Below are 19,926 nucleotides of genomic sequence, written 5' to 3' on the forward strand. Positions count from 1 at the left end.
ACCGTTAATTTTGCACAAATTTAGCGATAAACTATGATTAAAGCAGGCAGCCGGGTAAAATTCGTATCGGACACGGGCGTGGGCATCGTGCGTTCCATACAGGGAAACATGGCCTACGTCGAAGTGGAAGACGGATTCGAGATTCCGGCCTTGATCAGCGATATCGTGGAGGTGGAGATCGAAGCCGAGAATGCGGCGATTGTCAAAATCGGCCCGTCCGACCCCAAACCGTCATCCTCCTCGGTCCATGCCGCGCATACGGGCGAAACGCCGAACCGCAAACAACGGGCGACGGTGCGGGGGTTGAATAATTACGGTCGGGTTTCGCTGGCGGACGATTACGAAGACGACGAGCCGATCGACCTGTCGAAATTCCGGAAGTCGTTCACCGCGTCCGTAGCGGAAACCGAGGTCGATGCCACGCCGGCAGCGCCGGAAAAGGCACCGTGGGAGGTGACGGATTATCTCGTGAAACTGATCTTCGTTCCGGTGGCGGATACGGATAAACCGGCCGAAAATGCGGACTTGGAGGCGTGGTTGGTGAACGACAGCAGCTACACGCTCTTCTACAACATCGCAAGGCGGGAACAACGGGGCGGAGGGGCTTTCGTGCGGACGATCGCCAGCGGGACGTTGGCGGCAGATTCGAAACAGCAAATCAAGCTCTACCGGCGGGCGGAGCTGGCCGAGATTTCGACCTTGCACATCAGTCTGTTGCCGTACAAACCGACGGCATTCGTGCCGCAGGCTGTGGAGGCGTTCGACCTGGAGCTGCACCCGCTGAAATTCGTGCGGGCGGCTTCGTTCGTCGAAAACGATTACTTCGAGGCGGCGGCCTTGGAGTTCGTGCTGGCGTCGTCCAATGAGGCGACCGATACGGCGGCTCCGGTTATTCCGGCGCGGGTGCCGAAACCGAAGGAGAATACCGTTCCGCACAAGCCTTCGACGAAAGACGAGGAGGTGGTGGACTTGCACGCCGAAGCAATTCTCGACTCGACGGACGGAATGGCTCCGGGCGAGATACTGAAGGCTCAGTTGGCGCGTTTTACGGTGGCTCTCGACGGCGCTGTCAAAGTAGGCCGACAAAAAAGGATCGTCTTTATCCATGGGGTAGGAAAGGGGAAATTGCGGTACGAGATCGAAAAAGAGCTCAAACGCAACTATCCGAAGTTGCGGTATCAGGATGCCTCGTTTGCGGAGTACGGATACGGAGCGATTATGGTTTTCTTGAAATAATTTGTCCTGTCTACGTTCCTGTTATTGTACAGGCCGAAACTGCCGCTTTCTTGTAAGAAAGCGGCGCAAAGAACTTTCGTGATAGCTACGCTACTCCTTAGGCTCCGCAGTCCTCAGTCTTCGTGAATCTGTCGGGCTGGGTTTTCTCGGCGGGGCGCATATAATGCGAGTATTACCCTAATGCGCCCGCGCCGGAAAACCCCAGCCCAACCAACAGTCTGAGATTTGGGCCGCCGGTAGCTTGAGGATGCGCCAGCATCCGTCTAAAGTTTGGCTTCGCCTTCCTCCTTGCACCTCGGCCATTCAAACAAGTTTGATGGCGCTCGGTTGCTGCGTCGGTTTTCTGGTTCTTTTTGTTCACAACCGACGCTGCCAGCGAGAGCAATGCAAACGCAGTTTGCAAATTGCCGAGCGGCGAGGAGGAACCGAGTAGCGTACCGAGGGCAGAGACCGTTTACGGGCTTTGCCGAGGTAGCACGAGGAACCCGAAGGCAACGCGAAGCCAAAAAGAACAGTACCCTCTAGGGCAATAAACGAACAAGATAGTACAACTCAATTAAATAGAAGCAAGGGGGCTCTGCCGCTGCTTCCGACGCTTTCGGGTGAATCGGGAGGAGAGGAAAGTCCGGGCAACACAGGGCACCGCACTGGTGAAACTGCCAGACGGGCGCGAGCTCGTGCAGATCGTAACAGAAAACGACCGCCGCTATCCGTAAAGGACAGCGGTAAGGGTGAAAAGGCGGGGTAAGAGCCCACCGGTGCCGACGGCGACGCCGGCAGCCGTACGAACTGCGGGTTGCAAGACCATGTACACCGACGCCGAGACGCATCGCGCGTTTCCGAAGGGCTGCCCGTCCGAGTCGGGGGGTAGGTTGCTGACGATCCGGCGGGAGACCGCCGGGCTGGATAAATGGCAGAGGCTTTTCAGAGCGGGTAAGCGCACTCGCGCAGTGCCGCCGCGAAAAGTACAGAACCCGGCTTATACCCCTTGCTTTTTTATTTTTTACTATCTTTATGGCATAACAACACCACTTGCCGATGAGATAAACCTCTCTTTTGTAAGACATACATAAAAGCGTTTAGCTTACTTTTTGCTATCCAAAATCGCCAATTTTAGAAGCAACCAAAAGTAAAGCGGTAACGCTCACGTGGCGACACGTGGGCTTTACTTATTTGGTTGCACGGTGTTTGGCGATACCTGGATAGCAAATAAGATTCAAGGCCCACGCTTTTTGTTTGTATACGTTCCGTTTTACTCACCAAAACAAACAAAAAAGCCATGAGAAAAATTCTGGTACTGTTGAGTTTGGGCCTCGTCGCCCTGACCGGCTGTAAAAAAGACTCGACCCCGTCGTTGGTCGAAAACACCGTTTTGCCTCCTGCCACCGAAACATTCGCGCCGGGAGCAGCGGTAACTATCAAAGGATCGGGCTTCACCGCTGCGGACGAAATCTGGTTCCGCGCTCAGACCAAAGCCACGGACGACATTCAGGCTACGGTCACCAAACAGACTGCCACCAAAATTACCTTTATCGTCCCGCAAGGACTTCCGGCGGGCGAACAGACCGTTCTGCTCAAGCGCGACGACCGGGAGATGCCCCTCGGCAAAATTACCGTAGCCGAACCCGCCGCCGCCAAACTCTACGGTATCGGCTCGTCCGATAACGGTAACACCACTGTGTTTTGGGAAATCGACAAAACAACGGGAAAACTGACCGAAATCATATCCATCCCCGGCAATCAATATACACAGTGGGAGTCTTTGGTCACAGATCCAACCAGTGGTCTGATATATTGCAATAAGAGCTTCGAAGATCCCGAGAACGACTTTGCAGAACAATCGGAACTGTACCGAATAGACCCCGACAAGAAAACCATAGAAAAAGTCGGATTACTGACCGACCAGGAAGACACCCATTACTCGCTGTGCCTGATCGACGGTCAATTGCACGCACTGATCGATCAAAAAACCAATGAGGAAGAACATCACGAAGTCCTGTTTTCATTGGTTTCCATCGATCCGAATACAGCGGCACAGACCAGTGTGGCCGACTTCGGTTCGTTGCAGGAAGCCTTGGGATTATCGAACTCGATCAACATCGACACGGAAAGAGACCTTCATCCTTTAGTATACGATCCGATTTCGAAAAGCCTGATCGTTCCGATCTGGATCGAAGAAGAAGACAATGACGTCATTCAATTGACCCAACTGAACATCGCAGATAAAAAAATTATCCCCGGTGAAAAAAGCCTCGAATACTTCATTCCGTTCCTGATGGACAATGAAGTTTATGGGGCATTCTATACGGAGAACCGTCAAAGCATCGATTTTCGTGCGATCAACACCGAATCATTAACCATAGGGAGTTCAATCGGACAAGCAACACTCTCCGGCAACGATCAATTCGGCGATGAAGACGCCTGGCATTACGACGCAGCAACGGGAACAGGGTATTGTATCGTTTGGAAAGCGTTCACCACGAACGAACACAGCGCACTCGGCACTTATCACTTCAATTCCAAAGAGTTCAAGGAAGCAGCAGAATATTCAAAGGAGATAGAGTTGTGGTGGTTGTGTAATTGATCGAATCACGGCTTTATAACGAGTCCGACGACCTGACTGCCAGAAAAACAAGCGGCTCGCCTTTTCTCTTACACGTAGAAAAGACGAGCCGCTGTTTTTGCAGAAACCCATTCAGAACCGCGAAAGCATCGGATAGTCCAGCGAAAAGTGCAGCCCCACACTCTCCTTGAGCTGCTGCGCCTGCTTGATGATCAGATAAGCCACCGCAATCATGTTCCGCAACTCGCACAACGTCTTCGACAACGTCGAACGCCGGTAGAGGTGCTCCGTCTCCTCGTAAATGATCTGCAAGCGGTGCATCGCCCGCTCCAACCGGATGTTCGACCGCACGATCCCCACATAGTTCGACATGATCTGCTGCACCTCCTTGAGACTCTGCGTGATGAGCACCATCTCCTCCGGATGCGACGTCCCTTTGTAGTCCCAGTCCGGCAGCCCCTCCTGCAACGCCAAGCCGTCGAGTACCGCCAGCGAATGGCGCGCCGCCTGTTCGGCATAGACCACCGCCTCGATCAGCGAGTTGGAGGCCAGCCGATTCGCTCCGTGCAGCCCCGTCGAAGCCGTCTCGCCGATCGCATAGAGCCGCTTAATGGATGTCTCGCCGTTCATATCCACCTTCACCCCTCCGCAACAGTAGTGCGCCGCCGGCACCACCGGGATGAAATCCCGCGTGATATCGATCCCGATCGACAGACACTTCTTGTTGATATTCGGAAAGTGATCCCGCGTCAGTTCCGGATCCTTGTGCGTCACATCCAGGTAGACGAACTCCTCCCCCCTGGTCTTGAGCTCATGGTCGATGCTCCGCGCCACCACGTCCCGCGGCGCCAGCGACCCCATCGGATGGTATTTCTGCATGAACTCCTCGCCGTCCTGCGTCCGCAGAATCGCCCCGAAGCCGCGAATCGCCTCCGAAATCAGAAACGACGGCCGCTCGCCCGGATTATACAGCGACGTCGGGTGGAACTGGATGAACTCCATGTTCTCGATAATCCCCTTAGCCCTGTGCACCAGCGCGATGCCGTCGCCCGTCGCCCCCGCCGGATTGGTCGTCGTGTGGTAGACGTTGCCCGTCCCGCCCGTCGCCAGCACCGTCACCCGCGCACGCACCGTAAAGACCTCCTTCGTATCCAACTCCAGCACATACGCCCCGTAACACTCCGTCCCGGGAATCGACCGCTTCACCAACTTGCCCAAATGGTGCTGGGTCAGCAAATCGACGGCGAAATGCCGCTCCAGAATCTCGATGTTGGGATGTTCGCGCACCCGATCCACCAGCCGGTTTTCGATCTCGGCCCCCGTATAGTCCTTGTGGTGCAAAATCCGATGCTGCCGATGCCCCCCTTCGCGCGCCAGTTCGTACCGTTCCGGATCGTCCGCCCTACGGTCGAAATCCACCCCCCATTCGATCAGCTGTTCGATCTGCCGCGGCGCGTTCCGCACCACCAGCTCCACCACCTCCCGGTTATTCTTGTGCGAACCGCAGACCATCGTGTCCTCGATATGCTGTTCGAAATCGTCCGGCGCATAGGTCACGCTGGCAATCCCACCCTGCGCATGATAGGTATTGGTATCGTCCAGCCGGCTTTTGGTCACGAGCAGCACCCGCCCGCGGTCGGCCACCTTCAAGGCATAGCTCAGCCCGGCCACGCCGGAACCGATCACCAAAAAATCGCACTCTCTGTTCATTATATAACTAAGGTAAATCTTTCGTTTAGGAACGGGTAAAGTTACGCATTATCGGCGGAAATATCTGCCTATATTTGCAGCGTGTTTGACCGGCTGCGACGAATTTTAATTCCCGATTCCCCGAAAACTTATTAATTTTGTGACTGCAATTCGGAAATCATGAATCGAAACTCGGAACCCATCCGCCAAAGCGCCACCATTGTCCGCGTCGACAAGGCGGAGGTCGAGGTCGAAGTGTGCCGCCCGGAGGCGTGTGCGGCGTGCAAGGCCCGGAGCGTGTGCAGCGAGGGGGGATCGGCGGAAGGCGGCGGACGACGGATGACCCTCGCGAACGACGGACAGGGATATACGGTCGGAGAACGGGTGACATTGGTGATGCGGCGTTCGGCGGGATTCAAGGCGGTCATAATCGCCTATTTCATTCCGGTCTGCCTGATCGTGGCCGCCCTGCTGGTCTTCCAGCAGACCGAGGTGCGGGAGACGGTCGCCGGATTGGTCACACTCGGAATCGTCGGAATTTATTACCTGGTTGTCAGACTCTTTCGAACGAAACTGAAAGGAGAGATGACCATTGAAATCGAAAAAGAAATCGATAATTAGACATGGATGGAACGTTGATTTACACCTGGACCGTCGTTATTCTGGTAGGTCTGGGTCTGGTAGCGGCCGTGGTGCTCTACTTCGTGGCGCAGAAATTCAAAGTGTACGAAGACCCGCGGATCGACCAGGTCGAAGCGATGCTGCCGGGGGCCAATTGCGGCGGATGCGGATTTCCCGGTTGCCGCGGGATGGCCGAAGCGCTGGTCAAAAACGACGATATTGCGTCGCTCTACTGTCCGGTAGGCGGGGCGAGTACGATGCAGGCCATCGCGGAATTTCTCGGCAAAGCGGTCGCGGAAAAGGAACCGATGGTCGCCGTGGTGCGATGCGGCGGGACATTCTGCAACCGGGCCCGGATCAATACGTTCGACGGGGCGCGGTCGTGTGCGGTCGAGGCTTCGCTGTATGGCGGAGAGACGGGCTGTACCTTCGGCTGCCTCGGGAACGGCGACTGCACGCGCGTTTGCAACTTCGACGCCATCCACATGAACCCGGAAACGGGGCTGCCGGAGGTCGACGAAGAGAAATGTACGGCGTGCGGGGCATGCGTGAAGGCTTGCCCGAAGTACATCATCGAGCTGCGCAAGAAGGGGCTGAAGGGGAGACGCGTTTATGTCAATTGCGTCAATCAGGACAAAGGAGCGGTTACGCGGAAGGCTTGCGCCGTGGGGTGTATCGGCTGCGGCAAGTGCGTGAAAACCTGCCCGTTCGAAGCGATTACCTTGGAAAACAATTTAGCTTATATCGATCCGGCCAAATGTCGGCTGTGTCGGAAATGCGTGGCCGTTTGTCCGACGGGAGCGATTGTGGAAGTCGGCTTCCCGGCGCGCAAACCGGAGACGGACACAGCGGCAGCGGCGACAACTCAGGAAACCAAAACGGCTGCGGAAGGAGGCGAACAACATGCTTAAGACTTTCAGACTGGGTGGCGTTCACCCGCACGACTATAAAATCAGCCGCGACGCGGCGATTCGGGTATTCGACGTGCCGGCGTCAGTGACGATCCCGCTCGGACAGCATATCGGCGCGCCGGCCACGGCGACGGTGCAGAAGGGGGATAAAGTACGCGTGGGAGATGTGATCGGAACGGCGACAGGATTCGTGTCGGCCAATATCCACTCTTCCGTATCAGGAACGGTGACGAGTGTGGATGCGGTTCCGGACGGGGCCAATCTGCGCAAGCCTTCCGTTACCATTGCGGTGGAAGGAGACGAATGGAATCCGGAGATCGACCGGACGGATACTTTAATAAAGGAGTGTACGCTGGAGCCGAAAGAAATTATCGCACGGATTGCTGCGGCGGGGATCGTAGGGCTGGGGGGCGCTACGTTTCCGACCCAGGTCAAACTGTCGGTGCCGCCGGGGAAGGTGGCTGAGGCGCTTATTATCAATGGGGTAGAGTGCGAACCGTACCTGACGGCGGACTACCGGTTGATGATGGAGCGGGGCGAAGAACTTCTGGTGGGGTGCGAAATTCTGATGCGGGCGTTGGGGGTAGAGGAGTGCTATATCGGGATCGAAAACAATAAGCCGGAGGCGATCAAGCACCTGAACGATATTCTTGCCGGCGGATCGTATCATAAGGGGATTCGCGTGGTTCCGTTGAAGATGCGCTATCCGCAGGGGGGCGAGAAGCAGTTGATCGCGGCTATCATGAAGCGGGAAGTGCCGAGCGGCGCGCTGCCGATCGATGTCGGTGCGGTGGTGCAGAATGTGGGGACGACTTATGCGGTGTATCAGGCGGTACAGAAACGGCGTCCGATTGTAGACCGGGTGGTTACCGTTACGGGGAAATCGCTGGCTCGTCCGTCGAACTTGCTGGTGCGGATCGGGACACCGATCTCCTCGCTCATCGAAGCGTGCGGCGGGATGCCTGAGGATACGGGAAAGGTGATCAACGGGGGGCCGATGATGGGACGCGCCATGGCCAATATCGAAGCGCCGGTTACCAAAGGGACTTCGGGTGTGCTGCTGATGGACGAAAAATCTTCGGTGCGCGGTACCGAAATGCCGTGCATCAGCTGCGCCAAGTGCGTAGACGTTTGTCCGATGGGCCTGGAACCGTACCTGATCTCGAAACTCTCGCGACTCGGACGGTATGACCGGCTCGAACGGGAACGCACGGCGGATTGCATCGAATGCGGCTGTTGTTCGTTCACCTGTCCGTCGAATTTGCCCCTTCTGGACTACATCCGTCTGGGAAAAGCGGAAACCATGAAACTCATTCGTGCCCGACAGGCGCAGGCCAAATAAAGAATTTTCATCCTCATGAGTAATAGAATCGTAGCTCCTTCGCCCCATCTTCACGGGGACTTTTCCACCCCGCGGATCATGCGGGACGTGGTGATCGCTTTGGTGCCGGCATTCGCATTTTCGGTATTCGTCTACGGCTGGTCGGCCCTTTTCGTCACCGGAATCGCCATCTGTTCCTGTATGCTGTTCGAATGGCTGATCGACCGCTTCATGCTGGGCCGTTCGTCCACGTTGGGCGACTGGTCTGCGGTGGTGACCGGTACCTTGCTGGCTTTCAACCTGCCGGCCACGATCTCGCCGTGGCTCATTATGCTCGGCGCGCTGGTGGCGATCGGCATCGGTAAGATGTCGTTCGGCGGCCTCGGTCGGAACCTGTTCAATCCGGCTTTGGTGGGACGGGTATTCCTCCTCATTTCGTTTCCGGTGCAGATGACCCTGTTTCCAGATACGCCGGGAGTCGATGCCATTACAGGGGCTACGCCGCTGGCCTTCGTCAAAGAGGCTTTGAAGACGGGGAGAGCGGTGACCGAAATCATGCCGAATATCGACCTCGGAGGAATGCTCCTCGGGTTTAAGGACGGATCGATGGGGGAGATCGGAGCCGTGGCACTGCTGCTGGGCGGGATTTATCTCCTGATCCGGCGAGTGATTACCTGGCGCATTCCGGTGTTCGTACTGGGCAGTATGCTGGTATTCGCAGCTATTCTGTGGCTGGTCGACCCGACCAAGTATATCAACCCGCTGTTTCATGTTTTTGCAGGCGGGGCGATGCTGGGGGCGATCTTTATGGCCACCGACTACGTCACCTCACCGATGACGAAAGGCGGACAGACCATTTTTGCCATAGGTATCGGCGTGATTACCATCCTGATCCGCGTATGGGGGGCTTATCCAGAAGGGATTTCGTTCGCCATCCTGATTATGAACGCCACCGTTCCGCTCATTAATATGTACGCGAAACCCAGTCGTTTCGGCGGCAGCAACGCTAAAAAGAAGTAGAGCCATGCAAAGTTCACTCAAGAATATGGTGATCGTGCTGGGTACCATTACGTTGGTGGCCAGCGCCGCAGTCGGAGGCATCTACCTCCTGACCAAAGAGCCGATCGAAGCGGCACAGCAAAAGAAAGTCAATGACGCGATCGCACAAGTGCTGCCCGAGTTCGACAACCGACCGGCAGACAACGTTGTCGAAGTGGAAGTCGATGGAAAAATCGTGAAAATCTATCCGGCATCCAAGGATGAGAATGCAGTAGGGTATGCCGTCGAAACCTTCTCGAAAAAGGGATTCGGCGGATTGATGACCTTGATGGTCGGCTTTCTTCCGGACGGGACGATTAAGGATATCTCGGTCATCTCGCACGCCGAGACGCCTGGATTGGGAGATAAGATTCAGAAATCCAAATCGAACTTCGCCGTCCAGTTTGAGGGAAAAAATCCGGAATCGTTTCGGCTCGCCGTGCGGAAGGACGGGGGAGATGTGGACGCCATCACGGCATCGACCATTTCGTCGAAAGCCTTTACTGATGCGGTGGAACGGGCATATCTCGTCTTGCAGGGATATTTGCAGGGCGATTCCGCGGAAGAGGCGGTAGAAGCCGTTTCGGGAGCGACGGCAACACACAACTATACGAACGACGAGCACAAACAGGAAGAGGGGAGGTAAGAGAAAGCCATGAACAAATTGCAACTGATTACCAAAGGGTTAATTAAAGAGAATCCGACATTCGTCCTGCTGTTGGGGATGTGCCCCACGTTGGGAACGACCACCTCGGCCATTAACGGGATGAGTATGGGGCTCGCGACGATGTTCGTGCTCATTATGTCGAACATCGTGGTATCGCTGGTGAAAAACGTGATTCCGGCGAAGGTGCGGATACCGAGTTTCATCGTCATCATCGCTTCGTTCGTGACCGTCGTACAGCTTGTCATGCAGGCTTATGTACCCGATTTGTACAACACCTTGGGGGTATTTATTCCGCTGATCGTGGTGAACTGCATTATTCTGGGGCGGGCCGAAGCCTTCGCCTCGAAACACGGGCCTTTCGCCTCGATGCTCGACGGGCTGGGAATCGGTTTGGGCTTCACCTGCTCGCTGACCTTGCTGGGGATTGTGCGCGAGATGTTGGGCGCAGGTTCGGTGTTCGGAGCCAAATTCCTGCCGGCGGGGACGGACGGAATCCTGATCTTCGTTCTCGCACCGGGAGCGTTTATCGCGTTGGGATACCTCCTTGTGCTCTTCAACAAATTCACCGCCCGGCTGCGGTAATCGGCGGCTCTCTTATTCTCTTTGATTCGGAAAAACGACTATGGAATATTTCGTAATCATCATCAGCGCGATCTTCGTCAACAACATCGTGCTGGCGCAATTCTTGGGGATCTGCCCGTTCCTGGGCGTCTCGAACAAAGTCTCCACCTCGATGGGGATGGGGATGGCCGTGACCTTCGTCATGACCATCGCATCGTTGGTGGCTTATGTCCTGCAATACGGCGTGCTGGTTCCGCTGGGGATCGAATACATGCAGACCATCGTCTTCATTCTGGTGATCGCCGCGTTGGTGCAGATGGTGGAAATCGTGCTCAAAAAGGTGAGTCCGGCCTTGTATCAGGCGCTGGGGATTTTCCTGCCTTTGATTACGACGAACTGTGCCGTGCTCGGGGTGGCTATTTTGCTGGTACAAAAAGAGTTCAACCTGGCACAGAGCGTGGTTTTCTCGGCGGCGACCGCTTTGGGATTTACACTGGCTTTGGTACTGTTCGCCGGTTTGCGCGAAAAGCTCGAACTGACCGACGTACCGAAAGCATTCAAAGGAGTGCCGATCGCTTTGATTGTAGCCGGGATTTTGGCCATGGCTTTCATGGGCTTCTCGGGGCTGGTGTAGACACTTTTTTAGCGGGGAGAAGTACTCTCCTCTCGCTTTCGTTTGCCAATCCCTATTCCACCGAGTTGGTTTGCGGAGGAATAGGGATTATTGCATCTTCCCGCCCCGGGCTACCGCGACCGCGGCGAGGGAACGTTGTGGAGCGTCGGCAGCTACGGGTACAGTCAGTCATCATGGACGAACGGCCATAACGGCGTATGGTTAGAATTTCGTCCCACACTGCTTGATCCCAGCTTCACGTTCAGCCGCGCCTACGGTCTTCCGTTGCGTTGCCTCTCGGAATAAACGGGAGTGTTATACACGCAAAAATCAAAAAATACCCTACCTTTATTCCCGTATTCCCGGACACAACCCGCACAAGCGAATCGGCGTACGCATACTTCCGTGTCGGCACCCGATGAGGTCGCCCAACGAAACCATTCAATGAATTAGCCCTATGGATCTCTTTTTGATTATTCTCGCCTTTATTATTCTGCTGCTCGGTCTGATCGGATCGATCGTGCCGGCTCTTCCCGGCGTACCGCTGGCCTATCTGAGCCTCTGGATCGGACGGTGGAGCGGCTATACGCCTTTCAGTGACAACTTCATGCTCATTATGACCGGCGTCTGTCTGGTCGTTTTCTTGGCGGACTACTTTTTACCTCCGCTGATCCTGAAACGCGCCGGAGGCAGCAGTGCCGCGACCTGGGGTTCGATTATCGGGATGATTCTCGGCCTGTTTTTTCTGCCCATCGGGATGCTGTTCGGCATGATACTGGGCGCTTTTCTGGGTGAACTGTGGTACGCGAAAAAATCGGGCGGCGCAGCCTTGAAAGCTGCTGTCGGCACTTTCATCGGTTTTTTGCTCGGTACAGGGCTGAAACTGTTGCTCTGCTTCTACATCCTCTACCGGATGGTGGTCGCTCTCACGGCATAAAGAAATATGAAAGTTGTCTCTCTATCGCCCCAATAAGCCATATAATATGACATTTCGTTCGGTAACAAGAAACCACATTACATGCGCAATAGTAGAAAGTGATTCGTAGTCATCACAGATGCCCAATCGGCACTTGACTTATTAATGACCGCACAATATGAAGTAGGAACAAAGAACATCGTGATAGATAAAAAGTTGATTACGGAAGACTTCTTTGTCCTCAGCAGTGGCATTGCAGGAGAAATCTTGCAGAAATATATAAATTACGGGGGAAGGATTGCAGTCTATGGTGATTATTCACACTATACAAGCCAACCGCTGAGAGATTTCATTTATGAGAGCAATAAAGGGAAAGATGTTATTTTCATTGACACGACAGAAGCTGCGGTGGAGATGTTAACGAAAGGAAAATAGGAAGTTCTGAAGACAAACGCCTCGAAAGGCAAATAATTATGTAAATCGCCCGATATCCGCCTTCACCGCCTCCTCGTCTGTCGCCAGCAACGCATATTTTCCGACAACCCCAAAGCATATTTCCCCCGCTTCTGCACACCCTTAGCCATACATACTACATAACTCCATACAAAAAAGGCCTCCCGTGAAAAGAGGCCCTTGTCGCGAAAAACCGCGTTCAATCTATTCAGTCATACCAACGAACTACTTCGTCGCCGCCTGCTTCATCGTATCCAGCTGAAGACGGTACTCGTCATTCAGCCCCTTCAGCAAGTCGTCCGTAATGTTCAACGACGGATCGGCCAGCAAAACCGTATTCCCACCCTGCGTGCTGATAATCATGCTGTATTTCTTCTCTGCATTGTATTTCCGCACATACTGCATGATCGCCTCGCTGATCCGGTTCATCGTCACCGCCTCTTCTTCCGCCAACTCCTGCATCTTCCGATCCCGATAGTCCATCACCGCCTGCTGTTTCTTCTGCAATCCCGCTTCGATGTCCTGCGCCTGGAACCGCGTAATCAACCCCTTCTGCGCCTTCTCCTGATAGTCGCGCATCTCGCGCTCCAGACTCCGCCCCTTTGCCGTCAGTTCATTCTGCGCCTTTTTGCTCTTTTCGGCCAGAGCGTCCAGCAAATCCTTCGCCAACCCATAGCCGCTCATAACGGAGTCGATCTGTACGTAAACGATCTTTCCGTTATATTCGATCGCGTCCGTCGTCGCAGTCGTTTGCGCAGAATCCGCCGCATTCGCTGCCCCCGTCGTCGAATCCCCCTTATTCGAAGAGGTTCCGCAGCCGACGAAAACCGATCCCAGCGTCAAAGCCGCTGCCAACGATACGATGTTGAGTGTCATTTTATTCATTCCCGTTAAAATATTGAGTTTCCGATTTTATGGTGCAAATATGGTAAAAATATTCCATCTCCCCGCGCGGTTTCCCGAAATCTCCGGGAAAAAGTTATCTTTGTTCCGGGTTCACTCACTCCAACTTTTATGTACGAATACATCAAAGGCCGAATCGCCGAACTGACCCCCACCTATGTCGTCATTGAGGCGGCGGGGATCGGCTACCTGCTCCAAATCTCGTTGCAAACCTACACCGCCATCAGCTCGGTGACCGAAACGACCCTCTACATCCACCACATCCAACGCGAAGACGCCCAGATATTCTTCGGGTTCAGCCAGCAGAAAGAGCGCGAACTCTTCCGCCTCCTGCTCTCCGTATCGGGAATCGGGGCCAATACCGCCCGGATCATGCTCTCGTCGTACGGAGTGGAGGATATGGTACAGATCATCGCCACGGGTAATGTGGGAGCTTTGAAAAGCGTCAAGGGGATCGGCGCAAAGACCGCCGAACGGGCCATTGTCGACCTGAGAAACAAAGTGCTCAACGTGGCGGCCGTGTCGGATGCTGCGCCGGGCATCTTCGCCGAAGTGACCGAAAACATCGACGAAGCGATATCGGCTCTGACCATCCTCGGCTATCCGAAATCGGCCTGCGAAAAGGTCGTCAAGGCGATCTGCCGCGAAAATCCGTCACTCACTGCCGAAGCCATTATTCGTCAGGCACTTACCCAACTGTAACCGCACAATCGCCTATCGTATCTTGGTAAATCGAGATTAATTCGGTATTTTCGTCGGGGATTTCGGTCGATGAGCCCGAAGAGCTTTTCGCCGCCCCGCCTTTTTAACCACACACCTTGTGTCTTCTATGGACAATATCTATCTGTTTGTCTTGGTGATTCTGATGGCTCTCGCCGTTTCCGACCTTGTGGTGGGAGTTTCCAACGACGCCGTCAATTTCCTAAACTCGGCCTTAGGCTCGAAAGCCGCGCCGCGATACGTCATCCTGCTCGTCGCTTCGGCAGGGATTCTCCTCGGCTCCATTTTCTCCAGCGGTATGATGGAAGTGGCACGCCGGGGAGTTTTCTTTCCCGAAAACTTCTACTTCCACGAGATGATGATGATCTTCCTTGCAGTCATGTTCACCGACGTGATCCTGCTGGATATGTTCAATACTTTCGGGCTTCCTACCTCGACCACCGTATCGCTCGTATTCGAACTGCTGGGCTCTGCCGTGGCTGTAGCACTTGTAAAAATCTGGAATGCAGGGGGAAGCATGGCAGAACTGCCCATCTACATCAACTCCGGAAAGGCATTGGGGATCATATCGGGAATATTGACATCCGTCATCGTCGCATTCATTACCGGTACCGTGGTCATGTACGTGACCCGCGTGATCTTCTCGTTCCATTACCAGAAATCATTTCGCTACATCGGGCCGCTGTGGTGCGGGATCGCACTTACGGCAATCTCATACTTCGCCATCTTCAAAGGAATGAAAGACACCTCGATCATGCCGCACGAACTGATGGCGTGGATGAACGCCCACACGGGATTAATGATGGTCTACTGTTTTATCGGATGGACCATCCTGATGGGCCTGATCCATTACTTATTTAAGATCAACATCCTCAAGCTGACGGTATTGGCGGGAACTTTGTCGTTGGCGCTGGCTTTTGCGGGTAATGACCTGGTGAATTTTATCGGGGTATTCGTGGCGGGTTTCGACTCCTACAACATTGCTTCGAATGCGGCGGCTGCGGGAGTTGATATTTCAACCCTCAAAATGTCGGAACTGGCAGGGGCCGTACCTGCCAATCCGCTGATCCTGTTCATCGGGGGGCTGATTATGGTCATCACCATCTGGCTCTCAAAGAAAGCCCGGTCGGTTTCCGACACCGAAATCAATCTGGCACGGCAGGACGATGGAGTAGAGCGATTCGGCTCTACGTCGCTGTCGCGGGCCTTGGTGCGCGGAGCGGTCAATTTTAACAAAAATTTCGCCAAATACGTGCCGGAACGGGCACAACGGTTCCTCGCGCGGCGATTCGAGCCGATGGCGGTGATCGAAGCAGCGGAGAAAGCACCGTTCGACTTGATCCGGGCCACGGTCAATCTGGCGGTCGCTTCGATCCTGATCGCATCGGCCACTTCGTTGCGGTTGCCGCTTTCGACCACCTACGTTACTTTCATGGTGGCGATGGGTTCTTCGCTGGCCGACCGCGCGTGGGGACGCGAAAGTGCCGTGTATCGGATCACGGGGGTATTGACGGTGATCTCGGGCTGGTTCCTGACGGCGGCGGTGGCGTTTACGGTGGCGTTTATCGTCGGGCTGGTGCTGATGTACGGCGGAAATATCGCCATCTACGGGCTGGCGGCGGTCTGCGCTTTCATCCTGTTCCAAAGCAAGGTGCTCTTCTCGCGGCGGCAGAAGAAAGCGGCAGCACGTGAAGCCATGTACAACGGGGATGACAAGGAATTGAACATTGTGGATGAATCGACGCAGGAGATTTGCAACGCCATGCAGACGATGACCAAGCTCTATCAGGAGACGATCGAGGGGCTGGCAAGCGAAGACCGTCGGAAACTGAAAGATACGATGCGGGCGGCGGAGCAGATGTATCAGGAGGCACACGAGCGGAAGTATCGGTTACTGCCGATCTTGCGCAAGCTGGAGGCCAACAACATCGATACGGCTCACTATTACGTTCAGGTGGCGGACTACGTGAACGAAGTGGCGAAGGCATTGGTGCATATCACGCGGCCGAGCTTCGACCACATCGACAACAACCACGAGGGATTGAGTCCGGCACAGTTGTCCGATCTGCAAGAGATCAACAAACGGGTTTCGGATATTTACGACGAGATTATCCGGATGTTGCAGACCAAAGATTTCAGCCATTTGGACGATGCGTTGCAACACCGGGACGAGTTGTTCGAGATACTGGCCAAAGCGATCAAAAACCAGATTTATCGGGTACGGGACAATGCGTCGAGCTCTCGGAGCAGTATGCTGTATCTCGACATCATCAACGAGACGAAAACGATGGTGCTTCAGTCCAGGAATTTGCTGAAGGCTCAGAAGCATTTCTTAGCGGCGGATGAATAGTCCGGTGCCGGTCACGACATACGGGCAAAATTCCGCGTTTCGAAAATCCGACCCTTTGTCTCTTTCCGAGGCAAAGGGTTATTTTTTCCAACCTATTAGATGCTTCTAGGAGTTAACAAGGATATGGAAAGCTGCGTCGGAACGGGGTAAAACGATCGATAATCAGAGATTCAATATTCAAAACTCTCTCTTTCGACTAGGCCTACTTATTACAAGGAGAGATTCATAGATTTACTTCAACAATGAATGATCCGTGCAACATTTTACCCACGTCGGTAACGTCGATTTCAATGTGTTTGTTATAGATTGTCCGAATAGGGTAGAGTACTACTAAATTTTCGCCGTCAGAAATCCACAAAAACAGTAGGGGTCGGTATTCTTGAGAATACCGACCCCTTATCCATTTTACATAAAATCTATTTGATAATCACATCATTGCCAGCTGCTACATCTTCCCAATCCACCACCTCTGGATCGAATTTAACCGGTGCTTCACCATTCGGATTCAGCGTAATGGTATAGAGATAAGATTTCCCCGGTTTGAGGGTCAAAGTATAAGAACCGGTAAACGTAGGCTGATCCGGAACACCCGTCACAGTCGCATTCACGGTCATCTTATCACCCGTCGCCAGAACATACGATTTCGCGCCCGTCTTATCCGTCAATTTCTCGGTCGGATCCGCCCCCGTAATCTTCCCCGTCTCCAAATCCAACGTCCCGGTCTTATAAAAACCGGTAACTGTCATCTGGGCATTACTCAAATCCATCGTCGTCCCATCCTTCGCTTTCAATTTGAACCCGACCTGTGCTCCGGCATGTCTGAATTCCAAGTTCACCCGTGTCGCCCCCGGCACTGCTTTTACCGTCTTCTTCCCCCACAAGATATCCGTTCCATGATCCACCGGTATTCGATGAGCGTCGCTCACGGTCTGAACCTGTGGTGAATAGGCCAAGATATCATACTGAATCCCCGAGGTCAGAATCACGCCACCTGTGCCCCCCGATAGAACAATCTGTCCGCTGGAATTACAAACGAACGGCAGATTTTTCCACTCTGCTGCATTCAAATCCCCCGCACCCGCAGTCTCCGGGGTATTCCGAATATAGACTCCCAAAGAGGTACTGGCCGGCAATTGCCCTCCCGCGCGTGTTTCCACTTGTTTCACCGCCGAGACAGAGGAAGCGGTCTCAGGATCATTGTCGCTGAATGTCACTTCTCCGTTCAAAATCAATTCAGAAGGAACTTTTTGATCCCTTTCCGTATCTTTTTTGGTACAACCGGTCACTGTCAGAAAAAGAGCCGCAAGTACGTAAAACGTTTTCATAATCTCACTCTCGATATTTGAAGATAATGGTACCCCCCAAAGGGGAGAGATTTCTATTCGCTTGGTGTTATTGTCCGAGTTCCAAATCTCCCTCTTCGTCTTCTTCCCACGGAAGCAATGTACTGTCATCCAGATCCAAATCGGTGTCCAAATCGAGTACTTTAATCTTGACCTGATAATGTCTTCCGGCTTCGAACTTCTTCTTATAGACACCCGAGAAGGTAGTTCCGTCGGCCAAAGTCACTTCCGCGTTCAACTGCAAATTTTCTCCCGGCACGAAATAGATTACATCGGTCTTCAGATCAGTATTATTGATCCCGGTCAAAACGATCGTCGGATCGACCGCTCCGAGGGTCATCGCACCGGTGGTCAAATCTACGGTCCCGTCCTTAACAAACCCCGTCACTTTGAATGTCGCTCCCGCCAAGTTCACAGAATTTCCCTCTCCGGTAGTCCCGCCATCCACCAGTTCGAATTCGATCTGCGATACTTTATGTTGAAAGGTCAATGCCGTGCTATGTGTCTTCGCATTGGGTTTCTCACCGGCGCTCTTCGCCCAGATCATATCGTTCCCATGCGCGACTTTTACTCCGTTCGCAGCCACCACCGCCGGATCATGCGGCCCGTAAGCGATCATATCGTATTCCCAACCCGTGGTCAAGATAATCGGAGCGCCGGTATTAATCAACGCCCCCGACGCATCGGACACATGCTTCAAATTGGACACTCCCGCCGTCCCCACATTTTCGCCCGAAGTCCGATTCACCACATATATCCCGGTTTCGAAATTATTCGCCAACGGTTGGGTAGTGGTCGCCTTCTGCGCCTTGGTCACTCCCATTTTCTGGGTTTTTCCGGTCAGCAACAACTGGGATTTTTCTCCCGCCGGAATCTCCAGTTCCTTTTTGGTACAACCGCTCACTCCTACAGCCACGGCGCATATCGCCGTCAGTGCCGAGAACCAAGTGATTTTTTTCATGATCATCTATATTTCCCCCGATTAATTTTAGTTCGTATCCAACAGTTCTCCCCCGTTTCTCACCCCGCCTATCACCTAATTCCCCGCACCGCTGGTATTTGGCCGGTTATTCACGATCATATCGTCGGTAGTCACCTCGAAATCGGTGATTTGAGCCGTAAATCCGCCTTGAGAAGTAGCCGAAACTTCCACATCGATATCGATCGTTATTTCGATGGCATCCGGATTATCGATAATTTCCGGCCCAATCTCTGCTTCGATTTGCTGCGAGCCGCCATTGTCAAAATTCAAGTCCAGCCGCACGCTATTCGATCCCTGACTCTCTCCTTCCGAAGGCCGGATTCCGAAGACCAAAGCATTCGCCGAATAGAGCACAGAGCCATCCACCTGTTCCACCTGATGGTTCAAAGGTACCACCGCTTTATATCCCCCCGTACACTCTCCGGAGCACAACCGGATTGAAGAAGCGACTCCCGTCAAAGCCATCTGTAATCCGGTCACCTTATCCGCATCGCCATTCACAAGAATCTTTACCACCACCCGCTGTACCCGCGGTGCCGGCGCCAATGTGGTCACGACGGTATCTTCTTTCGCAACGGTCAATTCCGCGAACTGTCCGCTATAAAGCCATCCGCCCGCCTCCTTGATCCACTCATCCTCTTCCAAAGCCTTGTTATTCAACGGCAGCGCATAAGCATATGCCTTTTCAAAGCTTTCAATATCGGCAAATTTGATCCCTTCGATCCCTTCGTTAAAAGCCAATACTTTATATTTCCCCGATGCTACCGTCCCCTGATAAGAACCGTCTTCTCCGGTCTCACCGTGATACAGTTTGCTGCCATCTTCGTTATACAGGTAGACCGACATTTTCTCCGGCGCCGTCGTCCCTTCGACTTTGTTTTTCCAGTCGAAATTCACAATCACGCGCCCTTCGTCCGGTTTGGTGTACAAATTCCGTCTGACACACGATGTCGTCCCCAAACCGCTCCAAGCAGCCGCCACAGCCATGACAATCACCCCCAGCTTTTTCGATCTTCCGAAATGTAGTATCTTGTTCATG

Annotated in this window: 19 protein-coding genes and 1 other RNA gene; 15 read left to right on the plus strand and 5 right to left on the minus strand. The window is 53.8% G+C overall.

Annotated features, from left to right (window positions below):
• The first annotated feature begins 33 nt into the window (after window positions 1-33).
• The 3 genes from Q9S52_RS01250 (at window position 34) to Q9S52_RS01260 (ending at window position 3,820) form a co-directional block, all read left to right on the plus strand.
• On the plus strand, window positions 34-1,236 hold the full coding sequence (locus tag Q9S52_RS01250; protein WP_304707859.1) for a DUF2027 domain-containing protein: 1,203 nt from the start codon (window positions 34-36) through the stop codon (window positions 1,234-1,236).
• 564 nt (window positions 1,237-1,800) lie between these two features.
• Window positions 1,801-2,234: RNase P RNA component class A (gene rnpB, locus Q9S52_RS01255), an RNA gene on the plus strand.
• A gap of 281 nt (window positions 2,235-2,515) precedes the next feature.
• Window positions 2,516-3,820 (plus strand): DUF4784 family protein, encoded by a 1,305-nt coding sequence (locus Q9S52_RS01260; protein ID WP_304707861.1) that lies wholly within the window; start codon window positions 2,516-2,518, stop codon window positions 3,818-3,820.
• 111 nt (window positions 3,821-3,931) lie between these two features.
• On the opposite strand, the gene nadB is transcribed toward Q9S52_RS01260, so the two are convergent.
• Complete coding sequence (gene nadB, locus Q9S52_RS01265; RefSeq protein WP_304707863.1) at window positions 3,932-5,509, minus strand: L-aspartate oxidase; 1,578 nt, start codon at window positions 5,507-5,509, stop codon at window positions 3,932-3,934.
• A gap of 159 nt (window positions 5,510-5,668) precedes the next feature.
• On the opposite strand from nadB, the gene Q9S52_RS01270 reads away from it, so the two are divergent.
• From Q9S52_RS01270 to Q9S52_RS01315, 10 genes are all read left to right on the plus strand, one after another.
• Entirely contained in the window at window positions 5,669-6,109 is a 441-nt protein-coding gene (locus Q9S52_RS01270; RefSeq protein WP_304707865.1) for a SoxR reducing system RseC family protein, read from the plus strand.
• A 2-nt stretch (window positions 6,110-6,111) separates the two neighbouring features.
• Window positions 6,112-7,020, plus strand: a complete 909-nt coding sequence (locus tag Q9S52_RS01275) for a Fe-S cluster domain-containing protein (protein ID WP_304707867.1) — start codon at window positions 6,112-6,114, stop codon at window positions 7,018-7,020.
• Window positions 7,013-8,362 carry an electron transport complex subunit RsxC gene (gene rsxC / locus Q9S52_RS01280; RefSeq protein WP_304707869.1) on the plus strand — a complete coding sequence of 450 codons (1,350 nt, stop codon included), beginning with the start codon at window positions 7,013-7,015 and terminating at the stop codon, window positions 8,360-8,362. Before Q9S52_RS01275 ends, rsxC begins: the two co-directional genes overlap by 8 nt.
• A gap of 15 nt (window positions 8,363-8,377) precedes the next feature.
• Window positions 8,378-9,361, plus strand: a complete 984-nt coding sequence (locus tag Q9S52_RS01285) for an RnfABCDGE type electron transport complex subunit D (RefSeq protein ID WP_304707871.1) — start codon at window positions 8,378-8,380, stop codon at window positions 9,359-9,361.
• A gap of 4 nt (window positions 9,362-9,365) precedes the next feature.
• Entirely contained in the window at window positions 9,366-10,025 is a 660-nt protein-coding gene (locus Q9S52_RS01290; RefSeq protein ID WP_294591366.1) for an RnfABCDGE type electron transport complex subunit G, read from the plus strand.
• Between the two features lie 9 nt (window positions 10,026-10,034).
• On the plus strand, window positions 10,035-10,628 hold the full coding sequence (locus Q9S52_RS01295; RefSeq protein ID WP_294591364.1) for an RnfABCDGE type electron transport complex subunit E: 594 nt from the start codon (window positions 10,035-10,037) through the stop codon (window positions 10,626-10,628).
• Window positions 10,629-10,668: 40 nt separating this feature from the next.
• Entirely contained in the window at window positions 10,669-11,241 is a 573-nt protein-coding gene (gene rsxA / locus Q9S52_RS01300; RefSeq protein WP_294591363.1) for an electron transport complex subunit RsxA, read from the plus strand.
• A gap of 90 nt (window positions 11,242-11,331) precedes the next feature.
• Complete coding sequence (locus Q9S52_RS01305) at window positions 11,332-11,526, plus strand: hypothetical protein (protein WP_294591361.1); 195 nt, start codon at window positions 11,332-11,334, stop codon at window positions 11,524-11,526.
• A 151-nt stretch (window positions 11,527-11,677) separates the two neighbouring features.
• A complete protein-coding gene (locus Q9S52_RS01310; protein ID WP_294591359.1) occupies window positions 11,678-12,157 on the plus strand; it encodes a DUF456 domain-containing protein in 480 nt (159 codons plus the stop codon).
• A 144-nt stretch (window positions 12,158-12,301) separates the two neighbouring features.
• Entirely contained in the window at window positions 12,302-12,571 is a 270-nt protein-coding gene (locus Q9S52_RS01315; RefSeq protein WP_304707876.1) for a DUF4180 domain-containing protein, read from the plus strand.
• A 243-nt stretch (window positions 12,572-12,814) separates the two neighbouring features.
• Here the strand turns inward: Q9S52_RS01315 and Q9S52_RS01320 are convergent, their stop codons facing one another.
• Window positions 12,815-13,474 carry an OmpH family outer membrane protein gene (locus tag Q9S52_RS01320; protein WP_294591355.1) on the minus strand — a complete coding sequence of 220 codons (660 nt, stop codon included), beginning with the start codon at window positions 13,472-13,474 and terminating at the stop codon, window positions 12,815-12,817.
• Window positions 13,475-13,603: 129 nt separating this feature from the next.
• Here Q9S52_RS01320 and ruvA point away from each other — a divergent pair, with 129 nt between their 5' ends.
• Window positions 13,604-14,194, plus strand: coding sequence for a Holliday junction branch migration protein RuvA (ruvA, locus tag Q9S52_RS01325; RefSeq protein WP_304707879.1), 591 nt, complete (start codon window positions 13,604-13,606; stop codon window positions 14,192-14,194).
• A 127-nt stretch (window positions 14,195-14,321) separates the two neighbouring features.
• Window positions 14,322-16,562, plus strand: coding sequence for an inorganic phosphate transporter (locus tag Q9S52_RS01330; RefSeq protein WP_297829126.1), 2,241 nt, complete (start codon window positions 14,322-14,324; stop codon window positions 16,560-16,562).
• A 416-nt stretch (window positions 16,563-16,978) separates the two neighbouring features.
• On the opposite strand, the gene Q9S52_RS01335 is transcribed toward Q9S52_RS01330, so the two are convergent.
• The 3 genes from Q9S52_RS01335 to Q9S52_RS01345 form a co-directional block, all read right to left on the minus strand.
• Complete coding sequence (locus tag Q9S52_RS01335) at window positions 16,979-17,794, minus strand: fimbrillin family protein (protein WP_304707882.1); 816 nt, start codon at window positions 17,792-17,794, stop codon at window positions 16,979-16,981.
• A gap of 160 nt (window positions 17,795-17,954) precedes the next feature.
• Window positions 17,955-18,866 carry a fimbrillin family protein gene (locus Q9S52_RS01340; protein ID WP_304707884.1) on the minus strand — a complete coding sequence of 304 codons (912 nt, stop codon included), beginning with the start codon at window positions 18,864-18,866 and terminating at the stop codon, window positions 17,955-17,957.
• A 75-nt stretch (window positions 18,867-18,941) separates the two neighbouring features.
• Window positions 18,942-19,925, minus strand: a complete 984-nt coding sequence (locus Q9S52_RS01345; protein WP_294591347.1) for a DUF5119 domain-containing protein — start codon at window positions 19,923-19,925, stop codon at window positions 18,942-18,944.
• Window position 19,926: the final 1 nt, after the last annotated feature.

It is taken from the genome of uncultured Rikenella sp., from assembly GCF_948810725.1.
Classification (GTDB): Bacteria; Bacteroidota; Bacteroidia; order Bacteroidales; family Rikenellaceae; genus Rikenella.